Annotated in this window: 16 protein-coding genes and 3 tRNA genes; 8 read left to right on the top strand and 11 right to left on the bottom strand. The window is 59.9% G+C overall.

Translation table 11 applies throughout. The features are described 5' to 3' along the window. Positions 1-124: 124 nt before the first annotated feature. From lplT to thiD, 4 genes are all read left to right on the top strand, one after another. Positions 125-1,432 carry a lysophospholipid transporter LplT gene (gene lplT / locus ASG35_RS03370; protein WP_056352669.1) on the top strand — a complete coding sequence of 436 codons (1,308 nt, stop codon included), beginning with the start codon at positions 125-127 and terminating at the stop codon, positions 1,430-1,432. Between the two features lie 70 nt (positions 1,433-1,502). After that, the gene (gene thiM, locus ASG35_RS03365; protein WP_056352667.1) at positions 1,503-2,315 is read left to right on the top strand and encodes a hydroxyethylthiazole kinase; all 813 of its coding nucleotides are present in this window, start codon (positions 1,503-1,505) and stop codon (positions 2,313-2,315) included. A 2-nt stretch (positions 2,316-2,317) separates the two neighbouring features. Further along, complete coding sequence (thiE, locus tag ASG35_RS03360) at positions 2,318-2,956, top strand: thiamine phosphate synthase (protein WP_056352665.1); 639 nt, start codon at positions 2,318-2,320, stop codon at positions 2,954-2,956. Then, positions 2,953-3,759 (top strand): bifunctional hydroxymethylpyrimidine kinase/phosphomethylpyrimidine kinase, encoded by an 807-nt coding sequence (gene thiD / locus ASG35_RS03355; RefSeq protein ID WP_056352663.1) that lies wholly within the window; start codon positions 2,953-2,955, stop codon positions 3,757-3,759. The genes thiE and thiD overlap by 4 nt, the downstream gene beginning before the upstream one ends. On the opposite strand, the gene ASG35_RS03350 is transcribed toward thiD, so the two are convergent. Genes ASG35_RS03350 through tsaB form a run of 4 tightly spaced genes read right to left on the bottom strand, consistent with a single transcriptional unit; the run spans position 3,746 to position 6,975 of the window. Then, the gene (locus tag ASG35_RS03350) at positions 3,746-4,666 is read right to left on the bottom strand and encodes a DUF1853 family protein (protein ID WP_056352662.1); all 921 of its coding nucleotides are present in this window, start codon (positions 4,664-4,666) and stop codon (positions 3,746-3,748) included. The two genes, thiD and ASG35_RS03350, sit on opposite strands and share 14 nt — an antisense overlap. Further along, positions 4,663-5,637 (bottom strand): uracil-DNA glycosylase, encoded by a 975-nt coding sequence (locus tag ASG35_RS03345; protein ID WP_056352661.1) that lies wholly within the window; start codon positions 5,635-5,637, stop codon positions 4,663-4,665. The genes ASG35_RS03350 and ASG35_RS03345 overlap by 4 nt, the downstream gene beginning before the upstream one ends. Then, entirely contained in the window at positions 5,624-6,118 is a 495-nt protein-coding gene (rimI, locus tag ASG35_RS03340; RefSeq protein ID WP_056352660.1) for a ribosomal protein S18-alanine N-acetyltransferase, read from the bottom strand. Before rimI ends, ASG35_RS03345 begins: the two co-directional genes overlap by 14 nt. Next, positions 6,115-6,975 carry a tRNA (adenosine(37)-N6)-threonylcarbamoyltransferase complex dimerization subunit type 1 TsaB gene (gene tsaB, locus ASG35_RS03335; RefSeq protein ID WP_056352659.1) on the bottom strand — a complete coding sequence of 287 codons (861 nt, stop codon included), beginning with the start codon at positions 6,973-6,975 and terminating at the stop codon, positions 6,115-6,117. The genes rimI and tsaB overlap by 4 nt, the downstream gene beginning before the upstream one ends. A 165-nt stretch (positions 6,976-7,140) precedes the next feature. On the opposite strand from tsaB, the gene ASG35_RS03330 reads away from it, so the two are divergent. The 3 genes from ASG35_RS03330 (at position 7,141) to aceA (ending at position 11,235) form a co-directional block, all read left to right on the top strand. After that, positions 7,141-7,413: an acyl-CoA-binding protein gene (locus ASG35_RS03330; protein ID WP_056352658.1), complete on the top strand. Its 273-nt coding sequence runs from the start codon at positions 7,141-7,143 to the stop codon at positions 7,411-7,413. Between the two features lie 462 nt (positions 7,414-7,875). Further along, positions 7,876-9,546, top strand: coding sequence for a DEAD/DEAH box helicase (locus ASG35_RS03320; protein ID WP_056352655.1), 1,671 nt, complete (start codon positions 7,876-7,878; stop codon positions 9,544-9,546). Between the two features lie 384 nt (positions 9,547-9,930). Further along, positions 9,931-11,235, top strand: a complete 1,305-nt coding sequence (gene aceA / locus ASG35_RS03315) for an isocitrate lyase (RefSeq protein ID WP_056352652.1) — start codon at positions 9,931-9,933, stop codon at positions 11,233-11,235. A 67-nt stretch (positions 11,236-11,302) separates the two neighbouring features. Here the strand turns inward: aceA and ASG35_RS03310 are convergent, their stop codons facing one another. Then, positions 11,303-11,737 carry a universal stress protein gene (locus ASG35_RS03310; RefSeq protein ID WP_056352650.1) on the bottom strand — a complete coding sequence of 145 codons (435 nt, stop codon included), beginning with the start codon at positions 11,735-11,737 and terminating at the stop codon, positions 11,303-11,305. Between the two features lie 74 nt (positions 11,738-11,811). Then, positions 11,812-12,225, bottom strand: coding sequence for a gamma-glutamylcyclotransferase family protein (locus ASG35_RS03305; RefSeq protein WP_056352647.1), 414 nt, complete (start codon positions 12,223-12,225; stop codon positions 11,812-11,814). 108 nt (positions 12,226-12,333) lie between these two features. Here ASG35_RS03305 and ASG35_RS03300 point away from each other — a divergent pair, with 108 nt between their 5' ends. Next, complete coding sequence (locus tag ASG35_RS03300) at positions 12,334-13,176, top strand: AraC family transcriptional regulator (RefSeq protein WP_056352645.1); 843 nt, start codon at positions 12,334-12,336, stop codon at positions 13,174-13,176. A gap of 8 nt (positions 13,177-13,184) precedes the next feature. On the opposite strand, the gene ASG35_RS03295 is transcribed toward ASG35_RS03300, so the two are convergent. The 5 genes from ASG35_RS03295 to gltX form a co-directional block, all read right to left on the bottom strand. Further along, positions 13,185-13,649, bottom strand: coding sequence for a GNAT family N-acetyltransferase (locus ASG35_RS03295; protein WP_056352642.1), 465 nt, complete (start codon positions 13,647-13,649; stop codon positions 13,185-13,187). A 193-nt stretch (positions 13,650-13,842) separates the two neighbouring features. Continuing rightward, positions 13,843-13,919: transfer RNA gene (locus tag ASG35_RS03290), tRNA-Asp, on the bottom strand. 72 nt (positions 13,920-13,991) lie between these two features. After that, positions 13,992-14,067 (bottom strand) — tRNA-Glu (locus ASG35_RS03285). Between the two features lie 242 nt (positions 14,068-14,309). Further along, a tRNA-Ala gene (locus tag ASG35_RS03280) sits at positions 14,310-14,385 on the bottom strand. Positions 14,386-14,548: 163 nt separating this feature from the next. Then, a complete protein-coding gene (gltX, locus tag ASG35_RS03275; RefSeq protein ID WP_056352641.1) occupies positions 14,549-15,955 on the bottom strand; it encodes a glutamate--tRNA ligase in 1,407 nt (468 codons plus the stop codon). Positions 15,956-16,193: the final 238 nt, after the last annotated feature.

The raw sequence follows: 16,193 nt of genomic DNA, 5'->3' as shown, positions 1-16,193 counted from the left end.
CACACAACCCATTTCAAACAGAAATTGCCTGAACGGGAGCCTGAGCGCGAACCCGGACGCGAAAGACGAGCGCGCCGTGCGGAAACGGGGCGGATCACCCGCAGTGCGACTAGCATCGGATCAGATGAAAAAAGGTTTTTACACCATCATGGCCGCGCAGTTTTTCTCGTCGCTGGCCGACAACGCCCTTCTGATCGCTGCGATCGCCCTGCTGAAAGATCTTCATGCCCCGAACTGGATGACGCCGCTGCTCAAGCTGTTCTTTGTGCTGTCATACGTGGTTCTGGCTGCTTTCGTAGGCGCGTTCGCCGATTCACGGCCCAAGGGCCGCGTGATGTTCGTCACCAACTCCATCAAGGTAGTGGGCTGCCTGACCATGCTGGTCGGCGCGCACCCCTTGCTTGCGTACGGCATTGTCGGTTTCGGCGCGGCGGCGTACTCGCCCGCGAAGTACGGCATTCTGACCGAGCTGCTGCCGGCCGACCGTCTGGTCGCGGCCAATGGGTGGATAGAAGGCACGACGGTCGGGTCGATCATTCTGGGCACCGTCATGGGCGGCGCGCTGATCAGTCCGCACATTGCGTCGCATCTGCTCGCGCTGCACATTCCGAAAGTCGATACACCCGCCGAAGCCGCCATGCTGGTGATCGTGCTGATGTACATCGTGGCCGCGATCTTCAATCTGCGCATTCCCGATACCGGCGCGCGTTATCCGAAGCAGGAACATCGGCCGCTCAAACTCATTACCGATTTCGCCGATTGTTTCACCGCGCTCTGGCACGACAAGCTCGGGCAGATTTCGCTCGCCGTCACCACGCTCTTCTGGGGCGCGGGCGCGACGTTGCAATTCATCGTGTTGAAGTGGGCGGAAGTTTCGCTCGGCATGTCGCTGTCCGAAGCGGCGATTCTCCAGGCGATCATCGCGGTCGGGGTTGCGGTCGGCGCCATTCTCGCCGCGGCGCGCGTGCCTTTGAAGAAGTCGCTTTCGGTGCTGCCTGTGGGCATCATGATGGGCATCGCGGTAATGCTGCTCGCGTTTTATTCGAAGCATCTTTTCCCCGTGCATTGGGGCATCTATTTTGGCCGCATGCACATTCCGGGTTACCTGATCGTCGCGTATATCTTCCTGATGATCGTTGGCGGCTTGTCGGGCTTTTTCGTGGTGCCGATGAACGCGTTGCTGCAGCATCGCGGGCACGTGCTGCTCTCGGCGGGACATTCGATCGCCGTGCAGAATTTCAACGAGAATCTTTCGGTGCTCGTGATGCTGTGCCTTTATGCCGTGCTCGTCTGGCTCGACGTACCGATTCAATTCGTGATCGTGCTGTTCGGGACTTTCGTCTGCCTGATGATGTACTTCGTCATGCGGCGGCATCAGGCCAATCAGCGCGCCTTCGACTCGGTTGCGCTGATCGGCGAATCACGGCACTGAACCACGCACTGCGCGAGCCCGTCCAGACGCGCGATAATCCGGCTAATCATTCATCTTCGAGTCAGATTCCATGCTCGCCGCCGACCTCTTTTCGTTCGCACGCAGCGTGCGCGAACGCGCGCCGCTCGTTCATTGCCTGACGAATCTCGTCGTGACGAACTTCACGGCCAACGTGTTGCTCGCGCTGGGCGCCGCGCCGGCAATGGTCGTCGCGCGCGAGGAAGTCAGCGAGTTTGCGCCGATGGCAAACGCGGTATCGGTGAATCTCGGCACGCTCGACCTGCCGCAAAGCCGTGCGATCCGCGCCGCCGTCGATGCCGCGAACGGCGCGCATAAACCGTGGATTCTCGATCCGGTCGCGGTCGGCCCGCTGAGCTTTCGCACCGAGTTAGCACTCGATCTGCTCGATGCAAAACCCGCCGTGATCCGTGGCAACGCGTCCGAGATCATCAGCTTGTCGGGCGGTGCGTCGAGCGGACGCGGCGTCGACAGCACGGCGCTGGCCGAAAGCGCGCTCGACGCCGCGCAACTTCTTGCGCTGAAAACCGGCGCGATCGTGGCGGTGACCGGCGTTACCGACTACATCACCGACGGCCGCCGCACCGTGGCGTTATCGAATGGATCGGTGTTGATGACGCGTGTGACCGGCGTCGGGTGCGCTTTGTCGGCGACCGTCGCGGCGTTCGTGGGTGTGGCGAAAGCCGATGATTTCTGGGCCGCGACCGTCGCAGCCGTCGCGTATTCGAGCATTGCCGGCGAACTCGCCGCACGCGACGCAGCGCTTCCAGGCAGCTTTGCGGTCGCTTATCTCGACCGGCTTGCGTCGCTTGGTGAAGACGCGTTCGCCGCGACGCTCGTGCAACGCGATATCCCGGCGGCTTGAGCATGAACCTCGATCTTTCGCTTTATCTCGTGCTGGATCCCGTGCAGTGCGGCGGCCATGCGCGGTCGCTCGGTATCACGCAAGCGGCGCTCGAAGGCGGCGTGACGATCGTGCAACTGCGCGCGCCCGAGTGGCACAAGCGCGCGTGGCTCGCGTTGGCTGTGGATCTGCTGCCCATCACGCGCCGCTTTGGCGTGCCGCTGATCATCAACGATCACATCGATGTCGCGCTTGCTTGCGGCGCTGAAGGCGTCCATGTCGGGCAAAAGGATTTGCCGCCGGAGGTCGTCCGCAAACTGCTCGGGCCGCGCGCGTTGATTGGTTTGTCGGTATCGAATGAACAGGAAACCGACAACGCCAATTCGCTCGGCACGATGATCGATTACGTAGGCGTCGGCCCCGTATTCGATACACCCACCAAACCGGATGCGTCGGCGGCGTTGGGTATAGAAGGTATCGCGGCGCTGTGCGCCCGGTCGGCGCATCCGACGGTGGCTATCGGCGGAATCCAGTTGAGCAACGCCGCCGTTGTCAAACGCGCGAAGCCGGGCGGAATCGCGGTGGTATCGGCGATCTGCAAGGCAGCCGATCCACGTCTCGCCGCGCAACAACTACGCGCAGAAACATTCCAAATCTCATGACCTTTCCGATCCCCAACGTCCTCACTATCGCCGGTTCGGATTCGGGCGGCGGCGCCGGCATCCAGGCCGATCTCAAGGCATTTTCGGCGCTCGGCGCGTATGGATTGTCCGTGATCACCGCCCTCACCGCGCAAAACACGCGCGGCGTGACGGCCATCCATACGCCGGACGCGTCGTTCGTCACGGCGCAACTTGACGCTGTTTTCGATGATATCCGCATCGACGCCGTGAAGATCGGCATGCTCGCCAACGCCGATGTCGTGCGCGCGGTAGCGGCAGCATTACGTCGATACAAACCGGCGCATGTCGTGCTCGACACGGTCATGATTTCGAAGAGTCATCACGCGTTGCTTGCGCCCGAAGCGGTTGCTGCGTTGCGCGATGAATTGTTGCCGTTGGCCACGCTGGTCACGCCGAATTTGCCGGAAGCGGCGGCGCTTTTGAACGATGCATCCGCGGAAGACGAAGAGTCGATGGTGCGCCAGGGCGAAGCGCTACGGGCAATGGGCGCAAAATCCGTGCTGATGAAAGGCGGTCATCTCAACGCCGCCGACAGTCCCGACTGGCTCATCGAAGCGAATGGTTCGCTCAGGCTCGGCGGTCCACGCGTGCCGGTGAAAAACACGCACGGAACGGGCTGCACGTTGTCGTCATCGATCGCGGCGTTGTTGCCGCAACGCGACTCGCTCGCGGCCGCGACCGCCGATGCCAAGCTTTATCTGACGGGCGCAATCGAACACAGCGCGCGGCTCGAAGTGGGTCATGGCGTGGGGCCGGTACATCACTTCTTCAAGTGGTGGTGAGCCGCGCGTAACGCAACGCCCGCTCGGGCCAATCTTCCGGCACGATAAAACCACGCGAACGTTCTTGCAAGATATCGCCGGAACTTTGGTCGTAATTCGCGACCATGATTGGCGAGGTCAACGCGTTTGCTTCGAAGCTCAGCGCCGCAGCGTCTTCAGTTGATATCGCGCGCTCGGCCAGCCACGCGAGTCTTGGGAGGACAGCGTAAAGTTCATCGCGCTTCGATTCCCGCCATTCCGATACCGTCATCCACCAGCCGCGCAGATGATCATCCGCGACTTCACGAGGCGGCATTGGCGTGCTTCCTCGCCGATAAAACAGCTTGCCTTTTACAAACAACTCGGCTCGCCAAGGACCGTCAAAACCGAGCGATGCGAATTCATCGCGGGCGCTCAAACCTAACTGATGCTTCAAAAGCCGATCGTGCTTCAGATCGAAGCGATCCTGCAGGTTGGGACCAACATAATCGGACAACCTGGGAGCGCCTTCACCTTCGCCGACATGCAAATAGAACTTCACCGCGAGTTCCCAATGCAAGCGCTCGCCACTGTGGGCTTGCAACAGAAAGTCGACCTCGCCGAGCGTCTGTCCCGACGCTCGCAACGGCACATTTGCCGCGATCAGCCGCGCATCGGGTCCATGACGCAAGAAGTATTCGAGCAAGGCTTCGGCATACAAACCGAGCCTTTTCAGCGATGGCTTGTAAGCCTGCACATGCAGCGCTGCGGGATTTTTATCGAGCGCTGCGAGCCAGCTTAGTGTGGCCTCAAACTTGTCATGTGCTACAGCGCATGCCAGCGGCGCACCTGCATGCGATGCGCTCAGCAGATCAGGTGAAAACAGTAGCCACGCGAGATCCCGGACGGCGGGATCGTTGAATTGCGTGTTATTGCCGGCGAGCGTCACGCGCCGTCCGACGCCTTCAGCGACTCGCGATAAGTCGCCTGCGCAAGGCACAGATCAGCCCACGCCTTGGCTTTGTCAGGAAGACTACGCAACAGATAAGCCGGGTGATACGTCACGATGACCGGCACGCCCTCATAGTCGTGCACGCGCCCGCGCAGCGACGCTATGCTCGCCTCGGACTTGAGCAGGCTTTGCGCGGCGAACCGTCCGAGCGCGACGATCAGCTTCGGCTTCACCAACGCGACCTGACGTTTCAGATACGGCTCGCATCGAGCGACTTCATCGAGTTCCGGATTGCGGTTTCCGGGCGGCCGGCACTTGATCACGTTCGCGATAAACACATTGTCTTCACGCGATAACGCCACCGAGTGCAGCATGCTGTCCAGCAGTTTGCCCGCCTGTCCCACGAACGGTTCGCCCAGCTTGTCCTCGTTTTCGCCTGGCGCCTCGCCAATCAGCATCCAGTCGGCATCGCGGTCGCCCACGCCGAAAACCGCGTTCGTGCGCCGCTCGCATAATTTGCATCGCTCGCAAACGGACACGCGGTCAGCGAGCACATCCCAGTCGAGGGACGCGATGTCGTTCGCGGTTTCATCGAGGGTATCGGGCTCGGTGCGCGCTTCTTCGGGAACGTCGTCGAGCCACGGGATGTCATCGAAGGCTGGCGGTTCGCCGGATGCGGATTTCGATGCCACCTGCGTTTCCCGCACCAAGCCCTGGCTTTTCTGCGCTGCCGAAAGCGCGGCGTCGAGTGCGCTCAAGGCGTCAGTGGTATCACGTTCGGGCGCGATCGAGGCGGCGCGTTCTAGCTCAGCGGCCGCCGCGCGATTCAACGGGATCGGCGCTGACCTCTCGGGCACGGTGACCGGTTCTTCGAACACAGCGGCGGCCGGTTCAGCCGGCTGCGTCGCGCGTCTGACCCAGATCGTACCGAGTCCGAACTCGTCGAACATCGACTTATGCAGCGCCATCGGCGGGCTCCTTTGAAAACGTCAAACGCATGACGAGCGCATCTTCGCGCGACCGGTGACGCGCCGGATAATAGTTTTTCCGACGCCCAATAGTGGCAAACCCAAAGCGTTCGTAAAGCTGGATGGCTCGCGGATTCGACGGCCGCACTTCCAGCAGCACACCGTCAAGCTTCTGATGCCGCGAGATGCGCACTGCTTCGCGCAACAGCGTAAGCCCGGCGCCCGCATGTTGCGCTTGCGGCGCGACGCACAGGTTCAGAAGATGCATTTCATCGACGACGGGCATCAGCACGCAATAGCCCAGCAACGTGCCGGTGACATGGCGCAAACAAACGCCGAAATAGCCGTTGCGCAACGAATCCTGGAAATTGCCGCGGCTCCACGGAAACTCGTACGCAATCTTCTCGACGGCGGCGACTTCGTCAAGATCTGCTTCCGTCATGGGCGACAGATAGCGATCGGCGAGCAACACGCCGCTCACCGTAACGGCTCCGTAGCGGAAGCGGTTTGAGAGTCGGACTTGGAAGCGGACTTAGAAGCGGGTTCAGAAGCGGCTTGAGCCGCAGCGTCCTTCGCCGCGCGCGCGTCCAAACGCTCGGCGGTTGTCTGCGCGACCTTGTTGCGCACGTACTCTGGCGCGGCCTGATCCGCTGCAACCGTGCGGCCAGCGCGAAAAGCGCGAAGTCCGGCGAGCGCGACGGGCAAGGCGTGCGGAAGCGCATCGAGGTCGACATGGCACGCGGCTGATTGCTGTATCGGCAAAAGGTCGCCGAATGCAGCAGCCGCGTTGCCCGCGAGCGTGAAAGGAACATCGGGTGCCGGAATGACGCCCGGCACATCCAGCGATGCCGCCTGGAGCGTGACCCAATCGTTCGCGGCATCGTCCCAGCGAAAGTCGGCCCAATACGCTTCGTTCATGCGGGCATCGAGCGCGGCGAGCACACGCGTAACCGACGGTTCGTGCAAGCGCGCGAATTCGGCGCAGGCGAGCAAGGTGCCGACGGGCACGACGGGAATGCCCAGGCCAAAGGCCAGTCCCTGCGCCACGCCGGTCGCCGTGCGCAAACCCGTGAACGATCCGGGCCCGGCGCCAAAAGCGATTGCGCTGCAATCGGCGAGCTTCAGACCGGCTTGATCGAACAACTCGCGGATGGCGGGCAGCAGGCGCGTGCTGGAAACGGGCCCAGTCAATTCATGGCTGAACCAAACCTGGATTTCGCCCGAAGCGTGGTGCGGAGCGTTTCGATGAGCCGCAGCGGCCGCCGGCCCGGCGACCAGCAGCGCAACCGAGCAATATTCGGTCGATGTATCGAGGGCGAGCAAAACTGTACGTGTCATGGCCGCTATTGTAATGCGTGGCGTCGGCGCAAAAATGTGCGTGCGCCTTCCGCGAACAGGTTGATGACACGTCCTTTGGCAAATATCTGGAAGAAAACCTCGAAATTTGCTCCGCGTGCGCTTGCTATGATCTTCCAACCTATTCAAGCATTTACGGAGAACCGAATGAGCGACATTGATGCGCAGTTTGTCAAAGCCCAGGCCGATGTCAAAGAACTGCCTGAACGCCCGGGCAACCTTACGCTGCTGCGCCTGTATGCGCTCTTCAAGCAGGGCAGCGTTGGCGACGCGAGCAAGGACGAAAAGCCCGGTTTTGCCGATATCGTCGGCAAATACAAATACGATGCATGGGCTGCGCTCAACGGCACGCCGCAGGACACGGCCAAACAGCAATATGTGGAACTGGTTGAATCGCTGAAAAATGGCGAATCGGCCTGAACGGATGGCTCACGCTTGGCATTGACTTCAACCGGGCGTCAAAACAACGTTCGTCGCTCCCGCCAACGCTATCCAACCTGCTATTGAATCAAACTGTCTTAAAATCTGGCGCAGCGCAACAATTCCCGATATACTGTTGCCTGCGCTTCACTGTGACCGGGTGAATTGATGTTTGAAGTCGGTTCATCGCACGCAGCGCGGCGCCTCGTAGCGTTTTGCTCCAATCCAGTTTAGAAACTGTCCCCTCCCTGCTAGGCCTTCTTCGGCCGATCATGCATCAGGCTGACGACAACGCCGCCTCGGCCTGTCGAATCCGATACAGCTTCTAACGAAAAGCTCGCCTTTATTGTTGCGAGCTGCCCCCGTTTTTCGATTTGCTCGCTGCTTCTTTGCTCGCTGAATCTGACGACTTGGGTATGCCGATTGGCGCCACACGCCTTATTCCCCGTTTCAAGGATCGACATGACTTCGAGCAACACCAATAGCCCGCTGGACTCCATCGCTGCAGTGGCACTCGGTACAGACGTACCCGCGGCGCCGGCATCATCTGCTTCGCCCGCTATCCCTGCCCCCATTTCTTCAGTTGCACCCGTTGGCGCAGCGATCGCCGTCCAGACTGGCCCGAGCTTCGAATCGCTTGGCTTGTCGCCGGAAATCGTCGTTGCGTTGACCGCTTCTGGTTACCAGGTGCCCACGCCGGTTCAGCAGCGCGCGATCCCCGCAGCGCTCGCCGGCCGTGACTTGCTGGTTTCCAGCCCGACCGGTTCGGGCAAGACGGCAGCGTTCATGCTGCCGGCTATCGAACGTTTCTCGCAGCTCGAAAAAGCCAAAGCCGCTGCTCCGCGTGAGCCGCACGATCCGAATGCACGCCCGGCACGCCGTCAACAGCCGGTTGCTCGTCCGACCATGCTGGTTCTGACGCCGACGCGCGAACTCGCCATGCAGGTTACGGCTGCAGCAACCACCTACGGCAAGCATCTGCGCCGTCTGCGCACGGTCAGCATCCTGGGCGGTGTCGCTTATGGCCAGCAACTGATGCTGCTCGCGAAGAACCCGGAAATCCTGGTCGCTACGCCGGGCCGTCTGCTGGACCACCTGGAACGCGGTCGTATTGACCTGTCGCAACTGCAAATGCTCGTGCTCGACGAAGCCGACCGCATGCTGGACATGGGTTTCATCGACGATATCGAAACCATTGTTGCCGCTACGCCCGCTTCGCGTCAAACGCTGCTGTTCTCGGCGACCATCGACGGCAAGATCAGCTCGCTGACCGGCCGCCTGTTGAAGAACCCGGAACGCATCGAGATCATCCAAAAGCTCGAAGCACAGAACAACATTGCGCAAACCGTGCATTACGTCGATGACCGCGATCACAAGGATCGTCTGCTCGACCATCTGTTGCGCGACGCCGGCCTTGACCAGGCTATCGTTTTCACGGCAACCAAGAACGACGCTGACCAACTGGCTATCCGCTTGTCGGACGCTGGTTTTGAATCGGCCGCACTGCACGGCGATCTGCCGCAAGGCGCGCGCAACCGCACGATTCGTGCGCTGCGTGAACGCAAGGTGCGCGTGCTGGTGGCAACCGACGTCGCGGCTCGCGGTATCGATATTCCCGGCATCACGCACGTGTTCAACTACGACCTGCCGAAGTTCGCGGAAGATTATGTTCACCGTATCGGTCGTACGGGTCGTGCTGGCCGTACGGGCACGGCAATCAGCCTCGTGCACCACGCCGAGCAAGGTGCGTTGAAGCGCATCGAGCGTTTCGTGCGCCTGCCGTTGGCAGTGAGCGTGATCGCAGGCTTCGAGCCGCGTCGTTCGGCTCCGGCTGGCGGCGGTGGTCGTCCGGGCTTTGGCGGCCGCGGCCGTCCGGGCGGTGGTGCGGGTGCTGGCGCCGCCGGTCGTCGTTTTGGTAACGGCGGTGGCAGCAGCGGTTCGGGCAAGCCGGGTGGCTGGGGCAACAAGCCCGCAAGCGCCGGTGCACGTGATTCGCGTGACGGTGGTTCGCGTGACGGCTACCGCAGTGGCGGTGGATCGCGTGATGGCGGTTCGGGCTTCGGCGGCGGTTCGCGCGACGGTTATGCGGCACGTCGTAACGACGGCCCGCGCGCTCCGCGTCGTGGCAGCTAAATGTAGTTAACGTGCGGCGCGCTGCTTGCGCGCTTCGCTCGATGAAAAGACCGATGCCTTCGTGCATCGGTTTTTTTTCGTCTGTTCGTGACGTTTCACGATGTGGAAAGACTTCGCGGGCGATGAAATTGTTGATGCACGGCACAAAACCCAGCATATCAGGATGAAAGAGGTCATTCCATAATGTGATATTCATCACATAACTAACTGAATTAAAACAATAATAATTCTTAAAATTTCTTGACTAGAAGCTGGCTTGAAGATCGCGACGTCCCTAGACTCTTATATAAGAGTTGGGCAACGGAGCAAACCAATAAGCCCCGCCCTGCTTAACAAGACGACCATCCAGTTACTCATTAGCCAGGCAATCAAAGGAGAAACGCCATGTCGCGCCAACAGCAAGCTCAAGAACTTCAAAAGCAGTGGGACACCGATCCGCGCTGGAAAGGCATTACGCGTAGCTACTCGGCCGAGGACGTCGTGCGTCTGCGCGGTTCGGTGCCGGTGGAACATACGCTCGCCAAGCACGGCGCGGAAAAACTGTGGGCATCGATTCATGAAGAGCCGTTTGTCAACGCGCTCGGTGCGCTGACGGGCAATCAGGCAATGCAGCAAGTGAAGGCCGGATTGAAAGCGATCTACCTCTCTGGCTGGCAAGTGGCGGGCGACGCGAACGTGGCCGGCGAAATGTACCCGGACCAATCGCTGTATCCGGCGAATTCGGTGCCGCTGGTCGTCAAGCGCATCAACAACACGCTGACGCGCGCCGATCAGATTCAGTGGTCCGAAGGCAAGAATCCCGGCGATGAAGGTTATCTCGATTTCTTCCAGCCTATCGTGGCCGACGCCGAAGCCGGTTTCGGCGGCGTGCTGAACGCGTTCGAACTGATGAAGGCGATGATCGAAGCCGGCGCAGCGGGCGTGCACTTCGAGGACCAGTTGGCATCGGTCAAGAAATGCGGTCACATGGGCGGCAAGGTGCTGGTGCCAACACGCGAGAACGTGGCCAAGCTCACGGCCGCGCGTCTCGCCGCCGACGTGTCTGGCACGCGCACGATCCTGCTTGCCCGCACGGATGCCGAAGCCGCGGATCTGGTGACATCCGACGTGGATGAAAACGACAAGCCTTTCCTGACCGGCGAACGCACCATCGAAGGTTTCTTCCGCACGAAGCCGGGTCTGGAACAAGCGGTATCGCGTGGTCTTGCATACGCGCCGTACGCCGACATGATCTGGTGCGAAACCGGCAAGCCGGATCTTGCCTACGCGAAGAAATTCGCCGAAGCGATTCATCGCGAGTTTCCGGGCAAGCTGCTTTCATACAATTGCTCACCGTCGTTCAACTGGAAGAAGAACCTGGACGATGCAACCATTGCCAAATTCCAGAAAGAACTCGGCGCGATGGGCTACAAGTTCCAGTTCATCACGCTGGCCGGTTTCCACGCGTTGAACTACTCCATGTTCAACCTCGCCCACGGCTACGCGCGCAACCAGATGAGCGCGTTCGTCGAGATGCAGGAAGCGGAGTTCGCCGCAGCCGAAAAGGGCTTCACCGCCGTGAAGCACCAGCGCGAAGTGGGCACGGGTTATTTCGATGCCGTCACGCAAGCCGTCGAGAAGGAAGCGTCGACAACGGCATTGCACGGTTCCACCGAAGACGAACAGTTCTTCGAGGAAAAAGTGGCTTGATACGACGCGAGTGATTTGAGGTTAAAAAAGGGCATACGGCCATAACCGTATGCCCTTTTCGCTTCGTTTATCGATACACGATCACAGGAATTTTTGTATGCGTCAGCACGCGCTGCGTCTCGCTGCCGATCAGCAAGCTTCCTAATCCGCGTCGTCCGTGAGACGCCATGAAGATCACATCGCAGCCGTCGCGTTCGGCGATATCGATTATTCCAATATAAGGCGCCGATTCGACACTGGTTACGGCATCGCACGGAACGCCTGCCGAAACCGCCGCGGCTTCAACCGCGGCCAGATGTTCGCGCGCTTCCCTCTCCGATCGCTCGTGAAAATCGCTCGGCGGCTCGACGGCGACATCGGCGAACGGGGAATACGGATAGAGCGGCAAGCAAGCGTACGCCGTGATCCGCGCGCCGACGGATTGCGCCAGATCGATCGCGCCGTCGATTGCCTTCTGCGACAGAATCGACCCGTCCGTTGGAACGAGAATGTGCTTGAACATGGCGGCCTCCCTCGCACTCCGTGTCGCTTTCTATTGTAGTAACGGAATTGGCGAGTGCCTAAGGTCTGCCGGCGTTATCTCGAACCTCGGTAGCTTACCCAGTCGCCACTATCGATACGCGGCAACCCCTTCACCGCCGCGTCGCTCACCGGATAGATAAGGCATTCGATCTCTTGAGCGCGTCCATCGAGCTCGACTTTCACGTGCAAATGCTCGCCACGAAATAGGCCGCTGATATCCGGGACCACCTCCTCGATTTCATCGAGAACGGGAACGAGCGTATGTTCTATACGATAAACATCGCCATGAACCGGCGCAGCGCTCGCATCCAAAACGACGCCGGGATACGCGCCGAAATCGTAAAGCCGCCCGTTGATATGGCCCGCGCCCACAAGCACAGGATCCGCAATGCCATTTCGTGCGGCCGCGCGATGAATATCATTGCTCTCCCCGGCTCGCAGCGTGCCGTAGACGAATACGTGTTGCATGCGCTTGATTCCTCGAACAAAGAGTTGCAGACAATTCAGCGCGCATTATGCCAAGAGCAAAAACGGCGATGCATTGACTATCATGATCGAAATCCGTCGAGAGACCGCATGCTGATCAAGACCGAGCGTCCCACACTTGTCGAAACCGCCGAGGAAGTCGAACATCTCGACATTCCGGCCGAGTCGTCGCCTACGCCCGCGCATCCCATCCGCGTACGATCGCGGCCCGTGCCGGCTGGCGTCCGGATCGCGCGCCATACCCACGCCTGGGCGCAGGTTGCGTGCACGACTCGTGGCGTTTTGCGGATCGCCGCGGAAGGTTCTACGTGGATGGTGCCGCCATCGCGGGCAATCTGGGTTCCGCCGAACGTCACGCATGAAGTGGTAATTGTGGAGGACGCGTTCCTGCGCACGCTTTATATCGATGAGAGCGTTGTGCCAGAAGGGCTCGATGCATGCCGGGTGGTCGAAGTTTCGCCGCTGTTGCGAGAAGTGGCGGTTGCGCTGAACGACACGACCATTTCGCGAGAACGTGAACGCTTGCTGGGAACCCTCGCCCTCGATGAAATCACGCGATCGCGCCCGCTTCCGCTTTCCATTCCAATGCCCACCGACAAACGTCTGCTCGCGTTGTGCGAAGCGGTGCTGGAAGACCCGGCGTCCGCCGATTCGCTCGAACACTGGGCCACGCTCGTGGGTGCAAGCACGCGCACGATCGCCCGGCTATTCCGGCGTGAATTGGGAGTGAGTTTTTCGCAATGGCGTCAGCAGGCGGTTCTGGCGCGCGCCATTCCGTTGCTGAGTCAGGGAAAACCGCTTGCGCAAGTCGCGCTGCTGTTGGGCTACCAAAGTCAAAGCGCGTTTTCAGCCATGTTCAGGCGCGCATTCGGCGAAAGTCCCCGTGCGTTTTTTCTCCGCGATGGCGAGCCGCACGACGTGGCAGGCCATTAACGAAACCGTCAAACGCTGCGCACCATATGCCGGATTGCGCCGAATTGCGCAAGGCGCGAGCCCGCGGGTTTGTATCCCATGCGAACGTAGAGCCGTGCTGCGGGGTTATCGACGAAAACACGCAGCTGCGTTTCTTTTAATCCGCGGGCGCGCGCCCATCTGTGCGCCGTGTCCAGGAGGAACGTGCCGGCGCCCGTCCGGCGCCATCCTTCTACCACTTGCACATCGCGAATATGAAGCGACTCGTCTTCTTCCGTCACACGCATCACGCCGATCGCTTTGCCATCGCATTCAAGCACAAAGTTTTCGGATTCCCGCCAGCTTCCGAGGAAAAGGTCGCTGCGCCACACGAGATTGTGACGGCGGTAGTAGCCGTTCATGTTGTTGCGCGTGAGCGCCTCGGCGAACGAAAAATCGTCCATCGACGCAAGGCGCAACATAAACGGCGAGAGGGCTTCGGTGGGATCGAGCATTGCGCGATGAAAGCACTGAATCAGGTCATCACACTAAGTCAGGCGGCGCACTCTGGCAATGGAGAGTTTTCCGGGCACATGTTTTCAGTGACGTTCGCCCCACAAGTTCAGCGAGACAAAACGCACCGAAATGACAACCGGACGCACAACGAAAAAAATCCAGCATAGGCTGGATTTTTTCTTTGCAACTCGTTGGCGGAGCGGACGGGACTCGAACCCGCGACCCCCGGCGTGACAGGCCGGTATTCTAACCAACTGAACTACCGCTCCACTTCTTTTCATCGACTTGAGAGGTTGGTCGACTCGTCAAGCTTGCAGCGCTTCTAGCAGCCGCCGATGTTTTGGCGTCCCCTAGGGGATTCGAACCCCTGTACTCACCGTGAAAGGGTGATGTCCTAGGCCTCTAGACGAAGGGGACATAAACTTTTCAGTTAATGTCTTTAACTACTTTCGCTTGATATCTGAACAATTTCTAATTAATCGTGATTAACAACTTCTTAATTTTTTGAATCAAATTCGTTTCAATTAGATTCGAATTGTTTCGATTAACCGGTTTGTTTCAGTGATCAGCGAAGAACGACATTATAAACAGCTTTTTGTATCTTGTGAAGTCTTTTTTATCCGTTGACTTGGCGTTTCAACCGACTTCTCTCTGTTCCGTGGTGGAGGTAAGCGGGATCGAACCGCTGACCTCTTGCATGCCATGCAAGCGCTCTCCCAGCTGAGCTATACCCCCTTGCAGAACAGAAACGAGATTTTAAGGGGCACTTTTGAAGTTGTAAATACCTTTCGCCCCAGCTTCCGAAAATAAATCGTCTTTAGGGTGCGAACCGAACGTGCGAATAAGACACCGTTCGCGCTCGCGCCATATTCCCGGCGCGAGCACATTCACCTCAGTCTCAGACGATGCCCTTCTCCAGCCGCGACAACACGGTTTCGCGTCCAAATAACATCAACACGGCGTCGATGGAAGGCGTGTGCGTGGTGCCCGCCACGAGCAGGCGAACCGGCATGGCCAGATGCGGCATCTTGAGCTTGTGACTCGTCAACGTGGCTTTGAACGCCGCCGCGATGGCTTCCTTGCTCCACTCGACTTCGCTCAACGCCGCCCGCAGATCTGCCAGCGCGGGTCGCACGGCTTCGGTGACGTGTTGTTCGAACGCAGCCGGGTCGATCACGGGTTCGCGATAGAACATGGCGGCGTTCTCGGCGATTTCCTTTACCGTGGATGCGCGGTCCTTCAGCAAGCCAATCACGAGCTCCAGCGCCGGTCCTTGCTCGATCATGCCGGCGTCGATACCCAACTCTCCAAGGAATGGCTTCGTGAGCATCTCCAGCCGCGCGTTGTCGGCTTCCTTGATGTAATGCGCGTTCAGCCAGTTCAGGCGATCCGGATCGTATTGCGCCGGCGACTTGCCGAGATGGTCGAGATCGAACCACTCCACAAACTGCTCACGCGAGAAGATTTCCGCGTCGCCATGCGACCAGCCGAGCCGCGCCAGATAATTCAGCACCGCTTCAGGCAAGTACCCGCTGTCGCGATACCCCGTCACGCTCATGGCGCCGTGACGCTTGCTCATCTTTTCGCCCTGTTCGTTGAGCACCGTCGGCAAATGGGCGTAGACCGGCACTTCGCCATCGAGCGCACGAAGGATGTTGATCTGGCGCGGCGTATTGTTCACGTGGTCATCGCCGCGAATCACGTGGGTGATCTTCATGTCCAGGTCGTCCACGACCACGCAGAAGTTGTATGTAGGCGTGCCGTCCGGACGCGCGATCACGAGGTCGTCGAGCTCGTCGTTCGAAATTTCGATGGTGCCCTTTACCGCGTCGTCCCAGCTCACCACGCCGCCAAGCGGATTGCGAAAGCGAATCACGGGAGACACGCCTTCGGGAATGGGCGGCAGCACCTTGCCTTCTTCCGGGCGCCACGTGCCGTCGTAGCGCGGTTTTTCGCCGGCCGCGCGCTGACGTTCACGCAGCGCGTCGAGTTCTTCTGTGGACATGTAGCAGTGGTACGCGAGGCCGCGGTCGAGCATCTGCTTGAGCACTTCGCGGTAACGGTCCATGCGCTGCATCTGGTAGATCGGACCTTCGTCGTACTCGAGACCGAGCCATTCCATGCCTTCGAGGATGGCGTCCACCGATGCGTCGGTGGAACGCTCCAGGTCGGTATCCTCGATGCGCAACACGAAAACGCCCTTCATCTTGCGCGCGAACGCCCACGGATAAAGCGCGGAGCGAATATTGCCGAGGTGGATGAAGCCTGTGGGGCTGGGAGCGAAACGGGTACGGACTTGGGTCATGTGCGGTGTGCTCGATAGCTCAAATGCGCATGCCGGCACGGACTGCCAGGCAGCGATACGTCGGGGAACGGCTTGGGGCAAAGTGCTTCTGCGCCGTGATCTGCGCGCTGTCCTGCGCAATGCCCTCGCAGTGCCCAGTCAGACACTGCAAGCGCTGAATACGAGATGGAATTATACCCGCCGAGGGCTTTCGACCTGCGTCGGCCGGTCATCATGTTTTATCATGTCCGCCGCTACG

The sequence above is a fragment of the Burkholderia sp. Leaf177 genome (genome assembly GCF_001424345.1).
Taxonomy (GTDB): domain Bacteria; phylum Pseudomonadota; class Gammaproteobacteria; order Burkholderiales; family Burkholderiaceae; genus Caballeronia.
The sequence above is the reverse complement of the archived record's forward strand: the minus strand, read 5'-3'. Positions and strand labels throughout refer to the sequence as shown.